Source organism: Limosilactobacillus caviae, from assembly GCF_014635905.1.
Lineage (GTDB): Bacteria > Bacillota > Bacilli > Lactobacillales > Lactobacillaceae > Limosilactobacillus > Limosilactobacillus caviae.
This window is the reverse complement of sequence record NZ_BMDS01000001.1, coordinates 341,701-357,651: the sequence shown is the minus strand read 5'-3', so window position 1 is coordinate 357,651 and position 15,951 is coordinate 341,701. Positions and strand designations below refer to the sequence as shown.

15 protein-coding genes, 1 pseudogene and 1 other annotated feature are annotated in these 15,951 nt (G+C 39.6%); of the genes and pseudogenes, 10 read left to right on the top strand and 6 right to left on the bottom strand.

Annotated features, from left to right (window positions below; genetic code table 11):
- Window positions 1-131: 131 nt before the first annotated feature.
- Window positions 132-1,211, bottom strand: a complete 1,080-nt coding sequence (locus IEU90_RS01430; protein ID WP_188357623.1) for a DHHA1 domain-containing protein — start codon at window positions 1,209-1,211, stop codon at window positions 132-134.
- A gap of 135 nt (window positions 1,212-1,346) precedes the next feature.
- Between IEU90_RS01430 and IEU90_RS01425 the strand changes: the two genes are divergently transcribed.
- Complete coding sequence (locus IEU90_RS01425; protein ID WP_153709267.1) at window positions 1,347-2,582, top strand: DUF2325 domain-containing protein; 1,236 nt, start codon at window positions 1,347-1,349, stop codon at window positions 2,580-2,582.
- Window positions 2,583-2,645: 63 nt separating this feature from the next.
- Window positions 2,646-2,884, top strand: a binding site (T-box leader).
- 51 nt (window positions 2,885-2,935) lie between these two features.
- Window positions 2,936-4,321, top strand: a complete 1,386-nt coding sequence (gene brnQ, locus IEU90_RS01420) for a branched-chain amino acid transport system II carrier protein (protein ID WP_153709268.1) — start codon at window positions 2,936-2,938, stop codon at window positions 4,319-4,321.
- 82 nt (window positions 4,322-4,403) lie between these two features.
- Here the strand turns inward: brnQ and IEU90_RS01415 are convergent, their stop codons facing one another.
- The 3 genes from IEU90_RS01415 to IEU90_RS01405 form a co-directional block, all read right to left on the bottom strand.
- Complete coding sequence (locus IEU90_RS01415) at window positions 4,404-4,997, bottom strand: glycoside hydrolase family 73 protein (RefSeq protein WP_153709269.1); 594 nt, start codon at window positions 4,995-4,997, stop codon at window positions 4,404-4,406.
- A gap of 78 nt (window positions 4,998-5,075) precedes the next feature.
- A complete protein-coding gene (locus tag IEU90_RS01410; protein ID WP_153709270.1) occupies window positions 5,076-5,855 on the bottom strand; it encodes a putative ABC transporter permease in 780 nt (259 codons plus the stop codon).
- A gap of 49 nt (window positions 5,856-5,904) precedes the next feature.
- Window positions 5,905-7,446 (bottom strand): ABC-F family ATP-binding cassette domain-containing protein, encoded by a 1,542-nt coding sequence (locus IEU90_RS01405; RefSeq protein WP_153709271.1) that lies wholly within the window; start codon window positions 7,444-7,446, stop codon window positions 5,905-5,907.
- Between the two features lie 210 nt (window positions 7,447-7,656).
- Between IEU90_RS01405 and IEU90_RS01400 the strand changes: the two genes are divergently transcribed.
- Window positions 7,657-8,271, top strand: coding sequence for a helix-turn-helix transcriptional regulator (locus tag IEU90_RS01400; protein WP_153709272.1), 615 nt, complete (start codon window positions 7,657-7,659; stop codon window positions 8,269-8,271).
- Window positions 8,272-8,365: 94 nt separating this feature from the next.
- On the opposite strand, the gene IEU90_RS01395 is transcribed toward IEU90_RS01400, so the two are convergent.
- Together IEU90_RS01395 and IEU90_RS01390 are read right to left on the bottom strand one after the other, a co-directional pair.
- Complete coding sequence (locus IEU90_RS01395) at window positions 8,366-8,653, bottom strand: helix-turn-helix domain-containing protein (protein WP_153709273.1); 288 nt, start codon at window positions 8,651-8,653, stop codon at window positions 8,366-8,368.
- Window positions 8,640-8,996 (bottom strand): annotated as a pseudogene (locus tag IEU90_RS01390) (type II toxin-antitoxin system RelE/ParE family toxin). The gene IEU90_RS01395 and the pseudogene IEU90_RS01390 overlap by 14 nt, the downstream one beginning before the upstream one ends.
- Window positions 8,997-9,322: 326 nt before the next feature.
- Between IEU90_RS01390 and IEU90_RS01385 the strand changes: the two are divergent.
- The 7 genes from IEU90_RS01385 to IEU90_RS01355 all read left to right on the top strand — a co-directional run bounded on the left by IEU90_RS01385 (window position 9,323) and on the right by IEU90_RS01355 (window position 15,799).
- Window positions 9,323-10,342, top strand: coding sequence for a C40 family peptidase (locus IEU90_RS01385; RefSeq protein WP_153709274.1), 1,020 nt, complete (start codon window positions 9,323-9,325; stop codon window positions 10,340-10,342).
- Between the two features lie 371 nt (window positions 10,343-10,713).
- Complete coding sequence (gene trpX / locus IEU90_RS01380) at window positions 10,714-11,709, top strand: tryptophan ABC transporter substrate-binding protein (protein ID WP_153709275.1); 996 nt, start codon at window positions 10,714-10,716, stop codon at window positions 11,707-11,709.
- A complete protein-coding gene (locus IEU90_RS01375; RefSeq protein ID WP_153709276.1) occupies window positions 11,706-12,605 on the top strand; it encodes an ABC transporter permease in 900 nt (299 codons plus the stop codon). The genes trpX and IEU90_RS01375 overlap by 4 nt, the downstream gene beginning before the upstream one ends.
- Window positions 12,598-13,362, top strand: a complete 765-nt coding sequence (locus IEU90_RS01370) for an ABC transporter ATP-binding protein (RefSeq protein WP_153709277.1) — start codon at window positions 12,598-12,600, stop codon at window positions 13,360-13,362. Before IEU90_RS01375 ends, IEU90_RS01370 begins: the two co-directional genes overlap by 8 nt.
- A gap of 65 nt (window positions 13,363-13,427) precedes the next feature.
- Window positions 13,428-13,991: a cadmium resistance transporter gene (locus tag IEU90_RS01365; RefSeq protein ID WP_153709278.1), complete on the top strand. Its 564-nt coding sequence runs from the start codon at window positions 13,428-13,430 to the stop codon at window positions 13,989-13,991.
- A gap of 40 nt (window positions 13,992-14,031) precedes the next feature.
- Window positions 14,032-14,361 carry an ArsR/SmtB family transcription factor gene (locus IEU90_RS01360; protein ID WP_153709279.1) on the top strand — a complete coding sequence of 110 codons (330 nt, stop codon included), beginning with the start codon at window positions 14,032-14,034 and terminating at the stop codon, window positions 14,359-14,361.
- Window positions 14,362-14,473: 112 nt separating this feature from the next.
- Window positions 14,474-15,799, top strand: a complete 1,326-nt coding sequence (locus IEU90_RS01355) for an MATE family efflux transporter (RefSeq protein ID WP_188357622.1) — start codon at window positions 14,474-14,476, stop codon at window positions 15,797-15,799.
- Window positions 15,800-15,951 lie beyond the last annotated feature (152 nt).

Sequence of the window (15,951 nt, the reverse complement as noted above, 5' to 3'; positions counted from 1 at the left end):
TTAGATTTCATGATGATTACTTTGTATTAAGACAAAAAAAGAGCAAGACAGAACTATTATTTGTAGCTCTTGTTCTCGCTCTAGGATACCTTCTAGCTTTTTTATTAACTCTCAGAATCACTTATCACAAGTCACTTTTTCCCAAACAATGCCGCCATCTTAGCCGCAACTTCCGGATCAAGGTTATCGGCAAGGGTACTTTCATTTGACTTCTGTTTACTCTGCTGATTATCAATTGTCTGCTTAAGATCATCAATCACCGCTTGCTCGCCGGCTTCTATTGGGTTGACTGTTAACCGACCGCCAGCAGCATCAGCATGTCCGCCACCGTTAAAGTACTTTTCAGCAAACTTAGCCACGTCCAGCTTACCATTACTCCGAAGCGATATACTAACCGGACTAACCACCAATGCGGCATCAACTTCTGGATGTTGTTCTAGTAATTCATGAGCTATTTCCGATTTGTAATCACTCGCATATACTACGCCGAATTTATGACCATCGAGTTCCGCTACTAAAACGTCTTTCAGGTGGCTCTTAAGGTACTTAGCCCGCCGTTCATTAAGCGTTCGAATCAACAAACGATTTGCGTCTTGGTACTCTTGCCAGCTAGTATTAAAGACATTTTGAACAAACTCCTCGGAATCTTGTAGGGGATAAAACCAAAAGAGCTGGTCAAAGTTGTCAGCATCAACTCGTTCCTGTTCATCCATTTCAGGATCATTTTGCCAATCCCACGTATCGTAAGCACGAATTAGTTCAACTAGATAAGCAAGCTCCTTTTGCCGCTGCTCATCAACCTTAGCAAAAGCTGGTTGCTGTTTTAACCAATCCCATACTAAACTAGTTGCACTCGGATTAACCGCTGGATCAGCAGGCACAATACTATTTGTTGCGTATTTTTGCCGCAACTCTGCTTCACTTTCATGATGATCAAAAACCAACCAATGATTGGCAAAGCGTTCATTAAGCATTTTAAATGAGTAATCGCTATCCGGTGTCATGTCCATGATATACACATCTGTAAAGCGCCCCGCTTCTGCTGTCTGCATCCACCGGCTTAACTCTTCATCAATCCGGCCTGCGCCACAGTTTGTCATATCGAACTCAGTGTTCTCAAACATTACCGGTTGCAACGTTTTTAATAGCAATGGAGCCCCGAATCCATCTAAGTCATTGTGCGAAAATAATTTTATTAACCGTTGTGCCATTTTCTGTCCTCGCAATCCTAATTTTGTCTCTTATTATACCTTTTGAAACTACTGCTAACCACATTAATTACTGACATTGCGCTAACTAACTGCTATCATTGAAATTAGTAACTTATTTTAAGAAAGGAAAGCAATATGGAAATTTATGATTATCGTCAAGAACTAATTGACCTTTTAAATAACACCACTGATGATCCCCAAAGCCTCTTACAAACACAGCGGAGTCTTACCACCATTCTTAATATCTTAAACCATTATCAAGATAGCACCCCTGTTAAACCGGCAACTCCACGGTTCGTTCAGCGAAAAGTTCAACCGGTGGCCAGCAATCTCCCGCCACAGGCACGCAAAACACTTAAGTCACTCTTAACTGGACCCGCTGCTAATAAAGAGCAAACAGCTTCAACAGCAGCTGCACCTTCCCCTGCCACTTCTGCCCCACAGAAAATTACTGAAGAAGAACGACTAGCTGCTGACAATTGCTATCTCGTTCACCGAAAACTAAGCGGTGCCGAGATTAATCACCGTTATTATCCAGAAGCAATCCTCCACGCACTGCCTTTCCCTGTTGAAGATGGCGATATCGCCCAATTAGACTATGAGCAAAAAGTACGAGGACTCCCAGTCATTCGACGGATTACTGGTGACCACCTTCGTGAATACACGCCTGAGAAAATTAATGTTGTTGAGTATGGTGAATTAACGCGTGTTCCCGGTTCGGATATCCTCCAACTAAACAAAACAATTAAAGGTAATTCAATTGTCGACGAAGCACCAGAAAATACAATTGTCATTGATCCGTTCAAGTATCCCGGTCGCGACATTAAAGCTGGGATGGTTATTGACTTTGCCTACTACGATCGCGGTAACGGATTGGCAGATGCTAAAAACGGCTCTATTCGCTGGATTCATGAAAAGCAGGATTACGATACAACTAAACAACCTGCTAAGCCAAAAGTTGTCAAAAAGCCTACTAATCCGCGTCATGATTATGAGAAAAAATTGGATTATGACCTTCACCAGCGTAAGGTTCTTGTAATTACTGGTATTCGGAGCAAGGTTAAGGGACTTAAACCAGTTATTGATAAACACCATGGACTTTTCCGCGGACTAGATGCTTCTGCTGAAGAAAAAGTTTCTAGCAGCAAGTTAAAGCGCGAAATCCGTGACGCTGACTTTGTAATCGTCTGCATCGATGCTATCCACCACCGAATCAGTCAACTTGCTAACCATCACGCTAAACGTTATGAAAAACCATTAGCAATTGCAAATGTAACTTCTAACACTGCAGTTGAGCGAGCAATTGCACGAGCATTAAATGGGGACCCAGCATATGCCGAAAGCAGTGAAGATTTAAAAAACTATAAATAAATTTTAATTTACTGTTGACTTTTATGAGAAACGAGTTAATATTAATTACAACAATTTAATTATTCGATCGCAATGAGAAAGAAGAGTAAATTAGCCGATAACTTCAGCGAGTCTCGGGTGGTGTGAGGAGACAGTTTAACTCTAATTGAAAATCACTTTCGAGTCTACAGCTTAAATACCAGTAAGCTGTAGTGGTTACACCCATTATCGTGTCAGCGTATCGCCATGATGGCCGTACGTGTGAGGTATTGTTAGTAATAGCAGTACAATGATAGGGTGGTACCACGCTCAGCGTCCCTTAGCCATATTGGCTAAGGGACTTTTTTGTTGGGATCAGATTAGGAGGAGAAAACATGCAAGATTTAACATCGCGCAAGTTAACATTCAAAAACTATTTAGTCGTTGCATCATTGCTTTTCGGTTTATTCTTTGGGGCCGGAAACTTGATTTTCCCATTACACCTTGGTCAATTAGCTGGTAGTCATTGGGGACCAGCTGCAGTTGGCTTTTTGATCACCGGAGTTCTCTTACCGCTTCTGTCAGTTCTCGCCGTTGCGGTTACTCGTGCAGAAGGGGTCTTTGACATCGGTCGACCACTTGGCGTTGGCTTTGCTTTAGTTTTTATGGTTCTTATTCACGCAACAATCGGTCCATTATTCGGTACACCACGGACAGCAACTGTTTCATTTACAGTTGGACTTGCTCCTTTCGTTGACAAGCAATATCAATCAGTTGCACTGCTATTATTCTCAGCACTATTCTTCGCCGCTGCATTCTTCTTTTCATACCGTGAAAATGATATCTTAGCTAACATCGGAAAGGTATTAAATCCTGTTTTCCTTGTGCTTTTATTCTTAGTATTCGTTGTAGGTTTTGCTAAACCGCTTGGTAACCCTGCTACTGCACCAACAACCAGCGCGTACGTTCACGATGCCTTAACTAATGGTTTCCTTGAAGGGTACAATACAATGGATGCCCTTGCAGGTCTTGCATTCGGGGTTACTGTTGTTACTGCGGTTCGCTCAATGGGCCAACGTACTGAAAAGGCAGTTTCCAAGGTTGTTGCTAAGGCTGGTTTACTTTCAATGGGTGCCGTTGCTTTTATCTACTTATTATTAATCCTTCTTGGTGCAATGTCACTTGGACGCTTCAAAGTTTCTCCTGATGGTGGAGTTGCCTTTAACCAATTAGTCAACGCTTACGCTGGGGCATTTGGTCAAATCGTCCTTGCATTCTTATTAACAGTTACTTGTCTTACTACTGCTGTTGGGTTAGTCGCTGCCTTTGCCCAAGACTTCCACAAGCACTTCCCAAAGGTTAGCTATCATGCATGGCTTGCACTTAGTTGTCTTGCCTCATTCCTTACTGCTAATTTCGGATTAGACCAAATCATCGCTTGGTCAACACCAATGTTAATGTTCCTTTACCCATTATCAATGGTACTAATCCTTTTATCAGTTGCATCGCCGCTCTTTAATCGTGATGGTGTTGTTTACTTCTTCGTGGTCCTCTTCACCGTTGTACCAGCTCTCGGTGATATGGTTGTTGCTTTCCCAGCTGTTGTTAGCCAAAGCGCATTTGGTCAATCAGTAGCTGCACTCCGCAATATGATGCCACTTGCAAGTATGGGATTATCCTGGCTTGTTCCAGCACTTGCCGGCTTAGTCCTTGGTCTCTTAGTTCACTGGTTCCGTCGTCAACGGGTTGCTTCCACCAATGTCCAAAGCGAAGCAGATTAATAAGTGTCTTATAGGTTAAAAAAGTGGGAAATAATTTCTTTCAATATCGAAAGAGTTATTTCCCACTTTTTTTGTTTTTTAATTACTTTATATTATCGTATTGCGCAAGGTTAAACTTCTTAATCGCATAAATTAACTTGCTTGCATAGTTGGGATCAGTTGCATATCCGTTCTTTTGTAACTCATAGGCTGCTTGTTGATAATTCCGTGCAGTTTGTACACCACGAAAGCGGGCATGGTTATCAGCAGTTCCATTAACGATTAATAATGTGTGAGCATTAATCGAATCTGCCCAGCTATTATAAACTGTGAAGTATTGCTTTACTTGAACATTTTTACCGCGGATATTCTCGGTAGTATACATTTGAACTTTTTCATCATCACTATTGGCTTTGATTCCAAATAAGTTATTATATTTATTTGCTAACCGGCTGCGACCCCAATTAGATTCAAGGCCGGCTTGCGCAATCGTAATACTTGCCGGAATGTGATATTTCTTTTGTTCTTGCTGCGCGGCTGGTGCAATCTGCCGAACAAATTCATTAACCGTTATATCTGTGGGGTGCGTTTCACGTTGAATCTGTGGAGATTGATGGATGATAACCGCTACAATTCCAAATAAAACAATTAGAAATGCAAGCACACTTGCAATAATAATTTTACTTTCCTTTTTCATCATATATCTTTCCTTTATGTCCAATCTGACGCTATTATAACTAGTTTCTACTGATAAAGCGAGAATTGGAAACTATCCTTATTTACTCTTAATATCTTTCTTATATTCATTAAAATACTTGCTATCTGTAATTTTCATCTTTGGGAAGCTCTTTAATAACCGACGATGGTTCCAACTCAATTGCTTGCTGGCACCTTCATTATTTAAATGATGAGCAAATTGGTGATGCCAATCATGAAGACGGTGTTTAAGGACAGCCCGGTCTTCTGGTTGAGCACTTTCAAGACGTTCGCGTAATTTTCTACGGTATGCTGCTGCTCGTTCATCCCATTGCTGGGTCGTAACATGGAATTTCTTTACACTGATAATGGTCAAAACAGTATCCGTCCCCATCACTAAAACAATAATTAAAGCTAACATGCCGTGAGTCCATGCCTCTTCCCAATTAATCACCCGCTGGACAATTGGTTGAATAAACTTAACTAATAGTACTACGCCAATCCCCCAGAAAAATGATATTTGAGGAGCAACTCGTCCTTGAATATTCCCTTTCAGATGTGAATAATCCCATAGTTTCATATGGAACACTTTCTCCAAAAACCAGCTAGCAACGTATTCAAAAATCGAAGCAACAATGAATCCGACTACAAATAGTAAAAAAATATTATCTTGAAACGGAAAGGTCGTAATCAAGATCGTTGTAACCGCGAATCCATATACTGGACAATATGGACCAAACAAAAAACCACGGTAAGCGAAATGGTGGTCCTTAATTGAGCAGTAACACGTTTCCCACAGCCAGCCAATAAACGAATATGTAAAAAATAAGACAATGATTTCAGAAAGTGTATAGGGCATCGTTATCCCTCCTTTTGAATTCATTGTCTCATAGATATGAAAAATATACTTACTTCAAGCTAAGTTTTTCAACATTAAGGATTTTATCAAGCCATCCTTCAAAGAATCCCTGTTCGTGACTAACCAAAATTAAATTTCCCGGGAAATCTTGAAGAGCTTTCTTTAATCCCTCTTTTGTTTCATCATCTAAGTGATTTGTCGGTTCGTCCATAATTAAGAAATTACATGGCGTTAGTTCAAGAATCGCTAATTTGACCTTTGTTTGTTCGCCCCCCGACAAAAGATTCATCTCTTTCATCGTATTGGCAGCATTGATTCCCGCCCGTGCTAATTTTGTGCGGATCGTCCGCGGTTGCATTGTTGGAAACATATTCTGAATTGTCTGCAAAGGCGTAAGCGTCGGGTCATCCCACTCAAGATCCTGATCAAAATAATTAATCCGTGCAGATGGCGAGAATGTTGCCGTTCCGCCTAGCGCTGGAATTTTCTTCAAGATTGACTTAATTAATGTTGATTTACCGACCCCATTAAATCCGGTAAATAACAATTTTTCACCCATCGTCATTGAGAAAGTAACTGGTGCAAGCAACGGGCGGTTATAGCCAACAGATAATTTTTCCACTCGTAATGCATTTGCAGATCCGGTATTCTCATATGGAAAATGAAAGGTAGCTTTCAAATTATCTTCTGGCGGATCAATTTTCTTCATCCGCGCAAGCATCTTTTCTCGGGACTTAGCCATTGTCGATTTTGATCCCGCCTTATTTTTACTAATAAAACGTTGCGCCTTTTCGATAACGACCTGTTGCTTTTCATATTCACGTTCCTGAGCTTCCTTGCGTTCTTCCTTTTGACGCATTGCTTGTTGGAAGCTTCCTCGATACTTAGTAATCTTACCAAATGATACATCACAAATTGTATTCGTAACTTGCTCAAGAAAATCATAATCATGTGAAATGATCATTGCTGCACCGTCAAAATCATTAAGATAACTAATTAGCCATTCAATATGGGCAGTATCAAGATAGTTTGTCGGTTCATCAAGTAAAATAACATCCGGATTTTCAAGCAACATCTTAGCAAGAATAATCTTTGATCGCTGTCCCCCACTCATCTCAGAAACAACATGGTCCTTGCCAATGTCAGTTAGCCCTAAACCATTCATTACTCGTTCTACTTCTGTTTCGATTTCATAGAAGTTATTCGCATCTAGTTTTTCCTGAATACGACCAGCTTTAGCGAGGAGTTCATCATCCATTTTCTCTGCATAGTCGGCATACAGCTTATTCATTTGATCATTGAGTTGGTACAGTTCCGTAAAAGCAGTATGAAGGAAATCAATTAGGGTCATCCCCGCCGGAATATCAACATACTGGTCTAAATAACCAATTTTGACCCCCTTTTGCCATTTAATACTTCCATCTACTGGGAGGGTCTTTCCAATAAGAATCTTAATTAACGTACTCTTTCCAGCACCATTTTGTCCGACGATTCCCATGTGTTCGTGCTTTTCTAGTTGAAAGCTGGCATCTTCATAGAGCTTTTTATCGGCGTAGCTCATCGTCAGACCTTCAACATCTAATACTGCCATTTATATTCTCTCCTCTTTTTTCTTACTTATTACGAGCTAAAAACTGCTATCCATACTATCATATTTTGGGGTGTAGCTTCAATTTATTGAAAAGATTCCGGCACATCAATTACCTCCCACAACCGCGGATATATCAAGGACGCAATAAACCTTTGCTAGTTTTATCTTGATAAATTTCATATACTTATCCAAAAACATAGGAGCACCATAATGGAATTCGGAAACTACATCAAGGAACAACGTAATAACTTAGGATTTACTCAAGCAGAAATTGCCGAGAAATTACATGTCACTCGGCAAACAATTTCCAACTGGGAAAAGGGGAAAAGTTATCCCGACTTAGATACGCTTGTTAAAATTAGCGATATATACAAAGTCTCGATCGACTCCTTACTTAAGGGAGACAAAAATTTGAAAAAGTATTTGGATCAAGGAAAGGCCTATAACGCTTTTTGTATTTTTAGGGGACTGTTCTTCATAATGTATGGATTGTTTTTCTTGCTGACAAATTATCTAGTAGATTATAATTCTCCGACCGTTAATTTTTGTACTTTTTCTTTTGTAATTATTTTCGGAGTAGCTATCCTTTATGGTGAGCATGTAAAACCGTTCTTTTTAGGAATGAGCAAACAAGCATACAAACAAAAAGGGACCAATTTTAATCAGAAATTTTCTTTAACCGGTAAAATGGTTTTAGGAATTTTATTTACCATAATTGCAATCATGGTAATCATTCGTAATGACCATCTTAACAACTACCTAGGAACTTTATTGTTCATAATGATTGGATTAATGGCTATTTTTCAGAAATATATGGTTAAATAGCACTCATCATATTAAGGAGTTATTTTTATTTAAAATAAAATAATTCCCCATTAAATCTAAAAGAGAATTATTACTCATAGTATTAAAAAATGTTTTAAGCTGTTATAGGTTCAAACCGAACTGTCAATTTTTGATTAGTTGCATCAGCGATTTCATTTAAAACGTTAATAGAAACGTTCATTTTCCCACTTTCAATTCTAGCAATTGTTGACTGTGGCTTTCCTACTAACTTTGCAAACTCGCGCTGACTCATCCCAAGTTTGTCCCGGAGACTATGAACTTCAACAGCGACCTGTAATTGCTGATTTTCTTCTTTATATTCCCTAGTAAAATTAGCGCTTCTCTGGCTTCGTTTTGCAATGTATTCATCAATTTTGCTCATGTTGATGGCTCCCTTCATAAATATTGCGTCTACGTAATCCTTTTCTGATTTCGCGCCTTGGGGTTTTTTGAGTTTTCTTAGTAAACCCTTGCGTAATAACATACTTATTGTTTTCCCAATGGAAGTAGATTGCACGTTGAATATTTGAAGAATGTTTAGAACGGATCTCATAAAGATTTGATTCTAACTTTTTTGTCCATTTTTACCGCTCAGCAATCGCTAGTCCTTGCTCCTCAATATTATTAATCACTGCTAACAATTTAGCAGCATCCTTATCAGACAAACTGTCTAAATACTCCTCAAATTCATCCCAATCATAATAATCAAATTCTATTACTTTCATATATTTATGAAAGCAGGTTTGCTATCATAAATCAATTATCTACCCTACCTATTGCCAATTTATAAAGTAAACCTAACTGCTATGAAACATAATTGTACTTTCCATCAAATATTCCGACGTTCTCCATGAAGTCCAAGATACTTTCTTCAATCCCTTCAAATTATTACAGCAATTTAACAATTATGTAACAACCGCCACCCTTAAGATATTTTTCATATCTTCTTCACAATATCATCATATAGTAAAAGAGTGCACAAAAAGATGCATCATATGAAATAAAAAACAAACAAATTCAGGAGTGAATTATTATCGCTAATAAAAAAACAATGTCAAAAGTTCTTGTCGCTGCTTTAGGTGCTGCTGGTGCATTAGCTGTTGCTAACACGGCAAGTGCCGACACCCAAGTTCAAGTACAATCAGGAGATACTGTTTGGGGATTTGCTCAACAATACGCTACTACTATTGATTCAATCTCATCAGCTAACCAATTAGCTGACCCTAACGTAATTTACGTTGGTCAACAATTAGTTATCCCATCTTCTGCTATCAGTACTGCTTCTGCTGCTGCAACTGTTGCTACACCAACTGCATCTGATAACGCAAATGCTAGTCAAGCTGCTGTACAACAAACAACAACTGCTTCAACTACCCCCGTTGTTTCTGCTACAAACGCAAGCAATGTCGCTGATCAAGCACAACCAATGACTGTTGTTTCAGCTGCATCTGATAACAATGCTACTGCTCAAGTTAACGTTGCATCTCAAGCACCAGCCCAAGTAAGTGCTGCTTCTGCTACTATCAACGTTGCTCAAACCAGTGCAAATGTTGCAAACAATAACGTTACTACTCTAGCTACTAACGCTACTGCAACGCCAACACAAACTACATACGCTGCTACTGAAGCTGTTGCAACTCCACAAAGCAATACTACTGTTCAAAGCACCGCTGCTGTTTCAGCAACCCCTGCTACCCAAGCAGCTGCTGGTCAAGGCAATGGTTCTACTGCTTCTGCCGTTGCTACTGCCCAAGCACAACTCGGCACACCTTACGTTTGGGGTGGTAACCAACCAGGTGGTTTTGACTGCTCAGGTTTAGTTCAATACTCATACGGTCTTGGCTCAAACTACCGGACTACTTACCAACAAACAAACCTTGGTGCTCACCACTCTGATATTCAAAATGCACAAAGCGGTGACCTTTACTTCTGGGGCCCAGATAGCGCTCCTTACCACGTTGCAATTGCTACTGGTAATGGTGGCTACATCCAAGCTCCTGCACCAGGTCAAAATGTTCAAACTGGTAACATCAACTACTACACTCCTAGCTTCTACATCAGCATGAACTAAGAGCGTAATAGAATTCTAAGCAAGATAGCAGAAACATTTCCGCTATCTTGCTTTTTTCTTAGCAGATTTTAATAATTATATTGACAGTTTAATAAACATTCGCTATACTTAACAACAATTAATTATGTAGGGAGTAAGTATAATGAACGTATATCAAACTATCAACGTTAATACTCGTTGGCAAAGCCGGTGATTCAGGTTGTTTCGTCATGGATGCGACCTGAAAAGACAGATTGCATCTGTGCCGGCTGAGTTTGATGTTCATTTCAGTCCGCATGGATCCACATGCGGACTTTTTATTTTGCCTTTCAAAAGCGAGAGTCCGTAGTGTGGGCTCTCGTTTTTTATTATTTTGTGAGGTGAAGTTTCAGATGAAAAGAATGTACAGTTTAATTGCAATTATTATTGCTTTCCTTTGTTTCGCATTCTTCAAGGAAAATAATGGGTTTGTAAGTAGACAGCGAATTCCCAAAGTCGGGGTTTTAACTTTAATGCATCATCCAGCATTAGATGAGATTTATAAAGGATACGTCGATGAACTAGCAAAGGAAGGCTACCACAACGGTAAGAACATTAAGATTGAATACCAAAATGCAAATGGTGATCAAAGCAATCTTAAAACAATGGCTTCTAAACTTGTTAACGACAACTCAACTGTCCTTTTTGGGATCACAACACCAGCGGCACAGGCACTAGCAAATTCAACGACAAAAACACCAATCGTTCTGGGGGCTGTTACTGATCCAAGAGCAGCAGGGCTAGTTAAAAATAATCAGCATCCTGGTGGCAATATCACTGGTGTATCTGACCAGGCACCAATTCATGAACAGCTTAATTTAATTAAACAATTTATGCCACGAATGAAAACACTTGGCGTTATCTACACGTCAAGCGATGCCTCCGCGGTAGCTGGTTACCACCAAATCAAACGCGAGTGTCGTAAAATGCATATCAGCTTAAAATCTTATTCAATCGCAAATAGCAACGACTTAAACCAAGTCTCTGAACAAATGCTTAGTCAAGTCGATGCAGTGATTGTACCAACCGATAATACAATCGCCGGTGCAATGCAGACACTAGTCAAAAACGCCGATGCAGCGAACAAACCAGTCTTCCCTGCAACCGACACAATGGTTAAACAAGGTGGCGTTGCAACTTATAGTGTTAACCAACGGGCATTAGGAGTTCAAGGTGCTAAAATGACGGTTGCAATTCTCAAAGGGAAGTCAAAACCAGCAGACACGCCAATTGAGTATATGAAACACGGGACGCCGGTTCTTAACATTAAACAAGCATGGAAACTCAATTTACAGATTCCTGCTCAATTTGAAAAAGATGCCAAAACGAAAGGAGAGGTTTACAAATGAATCTAATCGTATCATCAATTGGTCAAGGACTGTTATGGGCTTTACTCGGTCTTGGACTTTACCTGACTTTTAGGATCCTTGATTTTGCTGACATGACTGTTGAAGGGACTTTCCCATTAGGTGCTGCTAGTGCGGTCGCCGCAATTACTCATGGTATTAATCCCTTTCTCGCAACCCTTATCGCAATTGGAGCAGGAATGCTAGCTGGTTTAATCACCGGCCTGCTTTATACAAAAGGAAAAATTCCTAGTTTGTTAGCCGGAATTTTGACCATGACAGCCGCTTATTCAGTTAACCTCCGAATTATGGGTAAATCCAACGTTTCACTGCTCGGTCAAAAAACGCTCTTTAGCGGCTCATTCATGCGTAGTCTTCCCCAGTACTTTGATAGTGTTTTTCTGGGAATGATCACAATTGCGATTATTACAGTAATTCTCGTCTTCTTCCTTGCTACTGATTATGGACAAGCTTTCATTGCTACTGGTGATAATCCGACCATGGCAAAATCATTCGGTATTCACACTGACATAATGGTAATTATCGGCTTAATGGTTTCAAACGGAATTGTTGGTCTCTGTGGCGCATTGATTGCCCAAAATAATGGTTATGCGGATATTAACATGGGAATTGGAACAATCGTTATTGCCCTTGCTTCCATCATTATCGGTGAAGTTGCCTTTGGAGAATTAACGCTTAACCAACGACTCGTCGCTGTTACTCTCGGTAGTATCATTTACCGTATTATTTTACTAGCCGTACTACAGTTAGGTTTCTCAGCCAACGACCTCAACCTTATTTCCTCCGTTGTCCTTGCAATCTGCATGATGCTACCACAACTTGAAGAACGCATCCATCTTAAAAAGCCAATTTTGAAAGGAGTTCGCCCTCATGAGTAAACCTATTTTAGAATTACAGGGTGTCAAAACCATTGTCAACAAAGGCACTTCTAACGAAACTACCATTCTCAAAGGCCTTAACCTAAAAATTAATGAAGGCGACTTTATCACCATCGTTGGAACTAACGGTGCCGGTAAATCAACTCTCTTTAACGTGATTGGTGGAAACCTGCATGCTGATGAAGGAAGGATTTTGCATAATGGTCAAGATATTACCAATACAACTGAAGAGCAACGAACCGCCTTTTTATCTCGGGTTTTTCAAGACCCCAAGCTTGGCACGGCGGCACGGATGACAGTCGCTGAAAATATGCTACTAGCAACAAAACGTGGCGAACGGCGGCATCTTATTCCCCGTAAGTTAAAAAGCAATATGGAGCGCTTTACTAAACTAGCTGCAACAATGAATAACGGTCTCGAAAAGCGAATGAACACTGCAACCGGTGCTCTTTCGGGGGGACAGCGACAAGCATTAAGTTTTCTAATGGCAACAATTAAACGTCCCGATATTATTTTGCTCGATGAACATACTGCTGCCCTCGATCCGCATACGAGTTTAAATTTATTACACGCAACTAACGAACGGATCACTAAAGATCATTTAACTGCTTTGATGATCACCCATAATCTTGAAGATGCCCTCACATATGGTAATCGGCTAATTGTCCTCAAAGATGGTGAAATTAAGGCTGACTTTAATGCCGACCAACGGAAAAATCTTACTGCCGAAAAATTATACGCCTACTTTGAAGGTTAGGTTGACTATATATCAATTTTGGTATATTTTAAATATATCGATTTTGATATATAGGAGTGTTATTTATGAATTGGTGGATTATCTTCATCACATTTCTTGCAGTAAACCTTGATTTCTTTTTTATCCTAATTTTTTTACTTGACCGTTATAGGCTTCGAGAGGTAATCGTCGGCTACCTTTGTGCCCTTTTAATCCTCGTTACTATTAGTTTTTTACTCGGAAAGACCCTTGCTGTTTTTCTCCCTGAATGGATTTTAGGTATTCTGGGAATTCTGCCGATCTATATGGCCCTTCATGATAACGATGAAGATCCTGATCATTTAGAAAAGCATAGCCCGATTGTGACTACTCTAATAACCTATCTTGCAGTTTGCACCGGTTGTAACCTCTCAATTTTCTTACCGATTTTGACTGGCCTTACACTACGTCAATTTGGTCTTGCCTTGATTTTTATTGCTTTTCTGTCCGTCCTGATAGTCTTATTTATTAAGTTAATTGGCAATTTACCGGTAATTAAAAAGACCATGGCACGATATAGTGAAGTCTTAATGAAAATAATCTACATTGGTGTTGGAATTTACGTGTTCTGGGATAGCGGGCTGATTACTCACCTTATTCAAATGGTATAATACTTACTAAACGACTATTCTAGAGGAAGTGTTACCGTTAATGGCATCATCACAAGATTTGATTAACGAGGCAGCTAAAATCTATAAGGTCCTTAGCAATAGTACCCGATTACGAATATTATATTACCTACGTCATCACGATGGCGAAGTTGACGTAAAGACAATTGTTAATGACCTTGATCTTGCACAACCAATTGTCTCAAAACAACTAGGTATTTTACGGCGCTATCAATTAGTTTGCACAAGGAAAGCTGGCACAAGAGTTTACTATCTTCTGGATGACCCCCATGTTGTTGAATTAACTGATGACATGATAAAACACGTTCAACACGAGATAAAAGGGGAACCACATCCAAAAAATCTTTACTAGTTATTTATAAATATGATAAAGTATTTACGAAATATACGAATTAAATTACTCGGGTGGGAAGAGGCAATTATGCGCACTCTTTCCACCCGTTTTCTTTAAGGAGGGACCACATGTGGATGAATTATTTGAACATGCATCAATAAAAAAGGCCTATTTTACGTTAGCAATGCCAGTCGTTTTAGGGATGGCCGTCACGTTAATCTATAACATGGTCGATACTTTCTTTGTCGCCAAAACCGGTAATCCAGACCTAGTCGCCGGTGTTTCACAAGGTGCACCTATTTTCACCCTGATGATTGCGCTTGGTGATATTTTTGGCCTCGGTGGTAGTTCAGTCATTTCACGGCTATTTGGCGAGCAGAAGGATAAAATTGCACGAAACGTTAGCGGATATTGTTTTTATTATTCAATAGTATGCGGCTTAATTATCACCGTCATTATGCTCATCTTTCAGAACCCTATTTTGCACTTATTAGGAGCATCACCGGCAACTTGGAAATATGCGCGTGAATACTACCTTGTTATTGCCTGGGGTGCTGCATTCATTATTTTCGGTTTATCACCGACAAATATTCTCCGAACAGAAGGATTAGCTATCCAATCAATGATCGCCAGTATGGTTGGAACCGGGATTAATATCATCTTAAACCCTATTTTTATTTTCACCTGTGGTCTAGGCGCTGCCGGTTCAGCACTTGCAACAGTAACTTCGAGTGTAATCGCCGACATTTTAATGATTTATTACCTACGAACAAAAAGCAAAAAGCTTACTACTTCAATTCATGAAACCAAGATTAGCAATCAATTAAAATGGCAAATATACGCAATCGGGATTCCTGCCTCTGTTACCAACATCATGGTTACTTTTGCAACGGCAATGACTAATCGTTATCTAATTAACTATGGCGCTAATAGTGTTGCAGCAATGGGGATTGCAATGAAAGCAAATTCAATTATTATCATGATAATGGTTGGCTTTGCTTTCGGAGCGCAACCGTTAATCGGCTATGCCTATGGAGCTCGTGATCAAAAGCGATTTAATGATGTTGTTAGATTTGATATTGCTGTAGTGGCAACCTTAAATATCGTCTTAACAATTTTACTTTTAATTTTTGCTCCTGAAATAATTCGGTGGTTTATGAATGACCCAATAATTGTTAAGGAAGGGGCAGCTATGTTACGTTGGCTGTCATCCTCTACTACCCTTGCCGGAATCATTTTAGTATTTACGACAACCTTTCAATCAATGGGAAAAGCAACTCCAGCGTTCTGGCTATCCTTTAGCCGTCAAGGATTAATCTTTGCATTTTCAATTGCAATTTTAAGTCACTTCTTTGGTTATATTGGAATTCTTGCTGCCCAGGCTGCTTCCGATTGCCTAACTTTTATCCTTGCATTAATCTTTTATCACTTTTACCGACCGCATTTCAAGAATTAATGGAGAACACTATGAAACGAATAACCGAATCATCAACTCTGCAAGAATCCTAATCAGGATGTTTGCAACAGTCGCTGATTGGCTTTGTTTTAGCACGCTTGGTTTATTATCCTCTTTTATGGTTATTAACTTTCTTGAATTTATTTATCTTT